At 45.3% G+C, this 6,290-nt stretch carries 15 protein-coding genes; 12 read left to right on the top strand and 3 right to left on the bottom strand.

What is annotated here, in order from left to right; genetic code table 11:
• Positions 1-177 precede the first annotated feature (177 nt).
• Both HWQ44_RS22945 and HWQ44_RS22940 read left to right on the top strand, forming a co-directional pair.
• Positions 178-330: a hypothetical protein gene (locus tag HWQ44_RS22945; protein WP_292723470.1), complete on the top strand. Its 153-nt coding sequence runs from the start codon at positions 178-180 to the stop codon at positions 328-330.
• A 109-nt stretch (positions 331-439) separates the two neighbouring features.
• A complete protein-coding gene (locus tag HWQ44_RS22940; RefSeq protein WP_292723467.1) occupies positions 440-637 on the top strand; it encodes a hypothetical protein in 198 nt (65 codons plus the stop codon).
• A 108-nt stretch (positions 638-745) separates the two neighbouring features.
• Here HWQ44_RS22940 and HWQ44_RS22935 read toward each other — a convergent pair whose 3' ends face one another.
• From HWQ44_RS22935 to HWQ44_RS22925, 3 genes are all read right to left on the bottom strand, one after another.
• Positions 746-1,585, bottom strand: coding sequence for a hypothetical protein (locus HWQ44_RS22935; RefSeq protein ID WP_292723465.1), 840 nt, complete (start codon positions 1,583-1,585; stop codon positions 746-748).
• 61 nt (positions 1,586-1,646) lie between these two features.
• The gene (locus HWQ44_RS22930; RefSeq protein ID WP_292723463.1) at positions 1,647-2,342 is read right to left on the bottom strand and encodes a hypothetical protein; all 696 of its coding nucleotides are present in this window, start codon (positions 2,340-2,342) and stop codon (positions 1,647-1,649) included.
• Positions 2,343-2,430: 88 nt separating this feature from the next.
• On the bottom strand, positions 2,431-2,706 hold the full coding sequence (locus tag HWQ44_RS22925; protein ID WP_292723461.1) for a helix-turn-helix transcriptional regulator: 276 nt from the start codon (positions 2,704-2,706) through the stop codon (positions 2,431-2,433).
• Between the two features lie 19 nt (positions 2,707-2,725).
• Here HWQ44_RS22925 and HWQ44_RS22920 point away from each other — a divergent pair, with 19 nt between their 5' ends.
• The 10 genes from HWQ44_RS22920 (at position 2,726) to HWQ44_RS22875 (ending at position 6,287) form a co-directional block, all read left to right on the top strand.
• Positions 2,726-2,986: a hypothetical protein gene (locus tag HWQ44_RS22920; RefSeq protein ID WP_292723459.1), complete on the top strand. Its 261-nt coding sequence runs from the start codon at positions 2,726-2,728 to the stop codon at positions 2,984-2,986.
• A gap of 194 nt (positions 2,987-3,180) precedes the next feature.
• Positions 3,181-3,510 (top strand): hypothetical protein, encoded by a 330-nt coding sequence (locus HWQ44_RS22915; protein ID WP_292723456.1) that lies wholly within the window; start codon positions 3,181-3,183, stop codon positions 3,508-3,510.
• Between the two features lie 57 nt (positions 3,511-3,567).
• A complete protein-coding gene (locus HWQ44_RS22910) occupies positions 3,568-3,780 on the top strand; it encodes a hypothetical protein (protein ID WP_292723453.1) in 213 nt (70 codons plus the stop codon).
• Positions 3,777-3,962, top strand: a complete 186-nt coding sequence (locus HWQ44_RS22905) for a hypothetical protein (protein WP_292723451.1) — start codon at positions 3,777-3,779, stop codon at positions 3,960-3,962. The genes HWQ44_RS22910 and HWQ44_RS22905 overlap by 4 nt, the downstream gene beginning before the upstream one ends.
• Positions 3,959-4,180, top strand: coding sequence for a hypothetical protein (locus HWQ44_RS22900; protein ID WP_292723449.1), 222 nt, complete (start codon positions 3,959-3,961; stop codon positions 4,178-4,180). The genes HWQ44_RS22905 and HWQ44_RS22900 overlap by 4 nt, the downstream gene beginning before the upstream one ends.
• Positions 4,164-4,349, top strand: a complete 186-nt coding sequence (locus tag HWQ44_RS22895) for a hypothetical protein (protein ID WP_292723447.1) — start codon at positions 4,164-4,166, stop codon at positions 4,347-4,349. Before HWQ44_RS22900 ends, HWQ44_RS22895 begins: the two co-directional genes overlap by 17 nt.
• On the top strand, positions 4,346-4,468 hold the full coding sequence (locus tag HWQ44_RS22890) for a hypothetical protein (RefSeq protein WP_292723444.1): 123 nt from the start codon (positions 4,346-4,348) through the stop codon (positions 4,466-4,468). Before HWQ44_RS22895 ends, HWQ44_RS22890 begins: the two co-directional genes overlap by 4 nt.
• The gene (locus tag HWQ44_RS22885) at positions 4,458-5,678 is read left to right on the top strand and encodes a hypothetical protein (protein WP_292723442.1); all 1,221 of its coding nucleotides are present in this window, start codon (positions 4,458-4,460) and stop codon (positions 5,676-5,678) included. The genes HWQ44_RS22890 and HWQ44_RS22885 overlap by 11 nt, the downstream gene beginning before the upstream one ends.
• Positions 5,675-5,872 (top strand): hypothetical protein, encoded by a 198-nt coding sequence (locus HWQ44_RS22880; protein WP_292723439.1) that lies wholly within the window; start codon positions 5,675-5,677, stop codon positions 5,870-5,872. The genes HWQ44_RS22885 and HWQ44_RS22880 overlap by 4 nt, the downstream gene beginning before the upstream one ends.
• Before the next feature lie 109 nt (positions 5,873-5,981).
• Entirely contained in the window at positions 5,982-6,287 is a 306-nt protein-coding gene (locus tag HWQ44_RS22875) for a hypothetical protein (protein ID WP_292723436.1), read from the top strand.
• Positions 6,288-6,290: the final 3 nt, after the last annotated feature.

Here is a 6,290-nt window from a genome sequence, read left to right as displayed (position 1 = left end):
ACAGAGTTTGATCTTGCTCACGAGTTAGAAATACTCTTAAACGAGCGCCCATATATAAGTCACCTCATGTCGATGCATTCTCTGTATTTACTTATCTTTACATAGTCTGGTTTTTTTATGCCCACCTACTTACATCGAGGTTAGTGAAGACGATATGAAAAACGCGATCGCAACTCTATGAATGCCAAACTCCTATTCCTGCAAATTGAGATTTTCTTCGAGCGCTTGCAGCAGGGCGAGTACGACCATCCCCTGTATTTAGCTATGGCCTTAGAAAATCTTGCTAACCAGGCATGGGAGGAAGTTGACCAGCTATACCCAAATTTGTGAAAACACAGCCTTAGAGGATACTCTAATGTCAGTTGATAACACCTAACCTCATAGTTCTTGCAATCGCCATTGGTGCGATCGCATTTTTAAACTTAAATTGGAGAACAATATGCCTACTGCAATCAAAGAAACCACGGTCGCAGAATTGATTCAAGAATTGCAAAACCTTCCTGGCGATGCACTAGTCACCCTCAAGCACAGCGATGGTGAGTCATTTGTCATCGTTGGCTTTGAAGCTGGGACTGATGGTGTGAACATTATAGTCAGTGACGATGATAGCGATGACGAGAGCGACGACGACGCATAAACCCAAAATAAACAGCGTTTTCGTTACGCTAGAAGCCATGTAGTCTTATGCTGGCGTGAAGCTAGCATAAGCTTTTTTATAGGTTTATTGGGCATTGGGCATTGGGTATTAGGAGTTAAGGATTGGGGATTGGGGACTGCGCTGCTGACGGATTAACTTTTCAATTTCCACCGGGGCTAATCCATTCCTGATCCAAACTTCCACATCTGCTTTTTTACGCCTAGTGATGATGCTACTTACACTGCCCAGGTAGACACGGTTTTTCTTCCTGCCTACCATCCAGCAATAACGGTAGTACCAATATTTATTACCAGACCGTTCAACCCAGTACTTCTCTACCCAGTGGGCATCGTGTTGGGGCGCAACTTTTTCGGTATTTAATACTACCTGCCCACCAACACGAGTTTCTACGATGGCTGCAACAGTATCACCTTTGACCTGCGCCCCAACACGAGTTTCTACTGTGTAGCAACCGCAGGGAACAAACAATGCATTATTATTGCCGCGTCCAACGTAAATGTGGCCCCTCAATGGGTCTACCCAAATCACCTCAGAAATTAATTCGTTGTCAGATTTGTATTGGTAATCCTTTCTGAACTTGCCAGTGGTGGCAGCAGCACATTTATCCATCCAGGTGGAGGAGAGCTTTACCAAGTCGCCAACCTTGACACCTACCCACTCAGCCCAGGCTTGCTCGTAATCCTCAAGATTTTCATAATCGTCTGGGTCTGGTGGCTCAAGTGATTCGTAGAAAATTGTCAGTTGTCCATCCTCGTCTACCTTATGGGGGATTTCCCCAAAGTCAGCAGGATTCCAGCGATTCTCCTTTGCTTGTTGGGGCGCAAGTATTTCATCCCAATAAGGATCATGAATGGTAGTTCTCGTTTCACTTGTTGGCGCGATCGCAAATAATGCTAATTGCCCAGGCACATCAGAATTATGTTTCATAATGTTTTTGAACTAATAGAACTTGCGGCCGTTGCATCGGCCGTTTTTTTATACAGATGAATTAACCAGAGGGGAATAATTCATCCCACTCTGTAGAATTCCCAAACATTTGAAGTAAAAGATTGTAATTACGCGGAGACTCCCACCATCTCCGTCTCAAACACCGACGAATAAAACCTTCTGGATTGTATGATTTTTCAAATCCACCACGGAGGTTAAACATTAAAATTGCCAACTTAATTTCATTAGTTGGGCGTTCAAGGACTTCTTTCTCGTCAGAGTCAAAATGTATACCGTTCTCAGCCAAAGCCTCTAAGTTGATATCAGAATTAGAATGCTGCTGCTGTATATCACCCGGCACGGCAGACTTATCATTTGAGGGGTCTAAAGTGTAACTTAAATTATGGTTTTGTAAGTTTTTTTCTCGCTTCTTCCTCGGTGGCTTCAACCATTCGAGAGGTCTTACAAGTAACTTAAATATCTTCCAAGAGTACTGTTTAACGACTTGGATAACTCTGTGTTCTACTAGCTGATCGAAAATATGTTTGAGGTAATTATGTGAGTATCCTTTACCTCTTGCCTTGGCTACTGTGGCATTGAATTCTGATAAATCTGGCTCGACTTCTTCAGAGATTACACCCTGTCTCATTAGCCATTGCCAAAGTGATTTGGCAGCAGGGCAAATATGGTGTTGATAACAAAATGCTTCGTGTTCTTCCGTCCAAGGAAGTGCATTTTTTAATGAATTTTCTGGCATAATACTATTAGTTTGATTTCAATCAGAAAGCCACCACCGACTTCGACATCTGGGTGGCTTTTTGGTTTTGGTTTTTTTAGACTTTGAGTTAGGTCTCTTCGCTCAACTGTCCTTTTGGTGGGCCAAAGTCATCAGGTAAATCTTGAATAGTTTTACCCTTTGATCGCAGTAAGCGGTCTATAGCTTTCATTTGAGTCACCGTAAAAGTCGGCACGCTATCTCCTGCTTCCCAACGGCTAATAGTCCTAGCTGTTGTTCCAATGGCGCGTCCAAACTCCTCTTGAGACATGTCTAGCTCAAGCCTTAGACTCCGCAATGGGGATTCTCCTTCCTGTTCGCTTCTACTCGGTCTTTTCTTTATCATGATACACGTTCTAGACACGTTGTCTAGAACGCTTGACAAACATCGCACGTCTAGACATAATGTCTGGTTAGAGGACAACAAAAGACCAGCCAGTAACCTGGCTTGGCAAAAGACGGTATTTGACTGGTCATTTGCTAGTGTCTCACCCAGACGTAAAGCCTTTGTAATCTCGCTCCCCCACGCCTTCACCTTGCGTGGCAAACATGGAGCAAACACCCGCACCATTGCCCTCGTGCCCCGGCGCGGAAACACCCTAAAACTGTCTAAAACCCAAGATTAACGGAGGTAAACCCCGACTAAAAAACGCTCAAACCCAGTGATGACAAGCATTTTACAAAAATGACTGCGGCGCGATCGCAGTAGTTAAACACCTGTATACACAGGTTGAGGTGGCACTTAAGACCTATTTAAGTGCGACTTAAGCGTGACTATACAGGGATTTAAGACCCACCATGACCCTAGTATGCAAGGACTATGGAAACACTAGAAGCCACTAGTAACGGCACTAAAGCAGCACCAAAGACCGACGATAAGCCCAAAAAAGACAAACAAAAGCGACACTTGCCATCTTTACCAAGTGCCGCATCTGCCGCAGACATGAACCCAGTAACTTTTTCTGGGTTATCAGACAAAACTGCTGTGGAATGGAGTTCTTTAAGAAATTACGAGATGTTCAGCCTCAGTGCTGATGGCTCGTTTCCCATGATGAAAGTCAGCCGCTCGAAAGCAGTCAGACTTGCCGACCGTCAAGTGATGATGGTCGGCTCTGGACGCTGTTACCGCGTCTCACTGTCTAACCACTGATACACCAAGCAAGCTGTTAAGGAGCTTGCTTCGTCACCTACCTAACCAAAACTTACCATGACTGACCAACCACTAACACCCAAAGAACAAAAAGTAGTTGAGGAATTTGAAAAAGCTCGTCCGGGACTGGGTGCGATCGCAGAAAAAAATATCCGCAACAACGACAAAACCGGCTGGGCCGAAATCATCGCCGATACCCCAGAATCCGAGTTGGTGGCCCGTGAAGGTTCAGCTAATAATTCGTTCATGTATCCAAGGATCGGCGGATGAAAACACTAGCGCAACTCATTGGAGAAACATCAGGTTTAATTTCGGAAATCAAAGCACATCCTGATTACCAAAGTCTTGTAAATAAAGGCTATCAACCAGAGATCACCCTTAGTGATGCTTATGCAATGCTTGGTAATCTCATGTGGGAAATTGCACCATCACTTATTAGCGGGGGCAGATGAAAACACTTTCTGAACTAATAGTTGAAGCCTCACTACTAATTAGTGAAATTAGCAATCATCCAGACTACCAGGCTTTGATAGAAAAAGGATATTACCCAGACTTGACCGTGGGTGATGCTTATACAGCACTTGCTTACCTAATTTCTGAAATCGATCCACCAGTAATTACAGCTCCTGAAATCCCTGAAGTAGAGGTGAGTTATGAATCAAGAGCGTAGTCCGTGGTTGAATGGTGCGATCGCAATTAAAGAAGCACTCAAGCAGGAACCACCAGAAGTACAAGAATCCATTCGGCGGATGGATCGCAAAACCTACCCAGAAACGAGCAAGGCAATTCGGGAAAGGGAGCAGGAAGCAGGGAGTACAGAATCGGAGGATGGGGAATGAACCAAATTTTGATTCTCATCCTCACCCTAGCAGCACTAATCATCGGCATCATTGCACTTTGCAAACAGCAAAGCCAGCAACCTTTTTACTTGAAAATAGAGGTGCAGTATGGCAAATGATCTAATAGATATCAAAGTTGCCACGCCTCCCAGAACTGCCAATGCCCACACTTGGGTAGAGATGCACTTGCCAGACGGTAAAACCTTACTGCGTTACTGTGCCTGGGGAGTAGGAAGAGTCATGTTTTCCGTGTCACTATTCTTAGTTAATGTTACCCGTGCTACTTTAAAACTCGGTATTTGGTTGTGTGACGGGTTTGAAACTGGAGTTAAACGCTTGCTCAAAGTGTATGATGCTCTACCCTACGCTGGTACACCCATAACTCAAGTCATTGAAGCCTCAGCTGTTCCGGTCGATGAACCGCTGGAAATCATCACCGATATCATCGCCGCTATTGAAGGTAAACAGGTGATGATTATCGGCGAAATGGGAACAGGGAAAAGCACCCTAGCCCAATACCTCGCCTATACCGTGGGTGGTCGTGTTCGCGTCTACGAGTGTGAGGGCACACCGACCGACTGGCAAGGGCTTGAGGTCACTGGTAAAGGTGAGAACTGGGTTGCTATCGACCAAGGAATGGCTGAGGATCTGGAAGACTTGTCTAACCAGATGAAAATTCGCGAGGAGCGAGGCGATGCTGCTTTAGTCGGCACTGAGCGCGTGATTATCGTTGAGGAGTACCCCGAACTGGTTTCAAAAGTAGGCAGTTCGGGTGAGTGGCTGGAGCGTCACGCCAGGAGGGGACGGAAAGCGCGGCGGTTCACAGTCTTACTCTCGCAGTATGACCGGGTTGCAGCCTGGGGACTGGAGGGTAAATCAGATTTAGCCGATGCTTTCTTCCGTATTCGCCTGGGTAAAAAGGCGATAGCCCACGCCAAATCCCTGAAAAATGAGCAGCTTATTAACTGGTTAAAACAAGACCAGTCACACTGCTTACTTGACGATCAGCCCTTAAAACTCCCGCCATACAGGGAGATGAAAGCCGCAACAGTTCGCGGTGGTTCAACCATAGTCCAACCTTACTACGACAACGCGATCAACCCCGAAAAACGGGTTGAAAATGACCTCAAACCCGCTCCAGAAGCGGATTTAGAGGAAAATTGTTCGGATAACGACCGGGTACTTTGGCGGGTAATTCAACGCCTGGGAGGTGGAAAAAGTGATAGTGCGATCGTAACTGAGGTGTTGGGCTTCACTGGTAAGCGCTATGGGGAGGGGGCAGCGCTGTTGGAGCGGTTAAGAAAACAGTTCGGGGGGTCAACAAAATGAGTGGTGATTTCCGAGTTACTTTAACTCACGATAGCGGCGATGCCGATGTAAACAGAAGCTTTGACATGAGGCAGGTTGAGTTAGCAGTGCATTTTCCCAAGGAAGTAGCAATCCTTGAAAACTCCCCGATTAGTGCTGTTAGCGTCAAGAATGAGCATGGCACTGCACTTATAGAAAAGCCGAAGGTTAGCTAATTCAATTGCGATCGCGTTACTCATGAACGCGATCACTTCCAGCGGGCGGTTACGCCATCGCAATTGATAAATCGATTCAAACAAGTCAAAAATATCACATTTTGAGCAAATGAAAGTAACAACCATCACTTACCAAAGAACTCTAAATCTGGGCGATTACAATTCGTGCAGATTAGAGAAAACCGCACTAGCTGACGAGTTTGAAGACCAAGAAATTGCGACACAGAATCTTATAGAAAGTGTTGAGCGCCAAATTCATGATGAGCATATACAGAACCAAATTGATAAAGAAATTGGAGGCAGGAGGAAACAATTAGCACTTCTCAAGGCAGAGTATGCAGAGTTGAGCAAACAAGTTGAACTTCTGAAAGCTCAACAAAATAGCGAATTTCAGGTTGAAGACGACCGATTTTAACTG

Origin of the sequence: Nostoc sp. JL34 (assembly GCF_017114945.1) — a bacterium.
GTDB lineage: Bacteria > Cyanobacteriota > Cyanobacteriia > Cyanobacteriales > Nostocaceae > Nostoc.
The sequence above is the reverse complement of the archived record's forward strand: the minus strand, read 5'-3'. Positions and strand labels throughout refer to the sequence as shown.

Coding starts and splice junctions, on each gene's coding strand:
- HWQ44_RS22945 (WP_292723470.1), top strand. CDS start 178: ATGAATGCCAAACTCCTATTCCTGCAAATTGAGATTTTCTTCGAGCGC.
- HWQ44_RS22940 (WP_292723467.1), top strand. CDS start 440: ATGCCTACTGCAATCAAAGAAACCACGGTCGCAGAATTGATTCAAGAA.
- HWQ44_RS22935 (WP_292723465.1), bottom strand. CDS start 1,585: ATGAAACATAATTCTGATGTGCCTGGGCAATTAGCATTATTTGCGATC.
- HWQ44_RS22930 (WP_292723463.1), bottom strand. CDS start 2,342: ATGCCAGAAAATTCATTAAAAAATGCACTTCCTTGGACGGAAGAACAC.
- HWQ44_RS22925 (WP_292723461.1), bottom strand. CDS start 2,706: ATGATAAAGAAAAGACCGAGTAGAAGCGAACAGGAAGGAGAATCCCCA.
- HWQ44_RS22915 (WP_292723456.1), top strand. CDS start 3,181: ATGGAAACACTAGAAGCCACTAGTAACGGCACTAAAGCAGCACCAAAG.
- HWQ44_RS22910 (WP_292723453.1), top strand. CDS start 3,568: ATGACTGACCAACCACTAACACCCAAAGAACAAAAAGTAGTTGAGGAA.
- HWQ44_RS22905 (WP_292723451.1), top strand. CDS start 3,777: ATGAAAACACTAGCGCAACTCATTGGAGAAACATCAGGTTTAATTTCG.
- HWQ44_RS22900 (WP_292723449.1), top strand. CDS start 3,959: ATGAAAACACTTTCTGAACTAATAGTTGAAGCCTCACTACTAATTAGT.
- HWQ44_RS22895 (WP_292723447.1), top strand. CDS start 4,164: ATGAATCAAGAGCGTAGTCCGTGGTTGAATGGTGCGATCGCAATTAAA.
- HWQ44_RS22890 (WP_292723444.1), top strand. CDS start 4,346: ATGAACCAAATTTTGATTCTCATCCTCACCCTAGCAGCACTAATCATC.
- HWQ44_RS22885 (WP_292723442.1), top strand. CDS start 4,458: ATGGCAAATGATCTAATAGATATCAAAGTTGCCACGCCTCCCAGAACT.
- HWQ44_RS22880 (WP_292723439.1), top strand. CDS start 5,675: ATGAGTGGTGATTTCCGAGTTACTTTAACTCACGATAGCGGCGATGCC.
- HWQ44_RS22875 (WP_292723436.1), top strand. CDS start 5,982: ATGAAAGTAACAACCATCACTTACCAAAGAACTCTAAATCTGGGCGAT.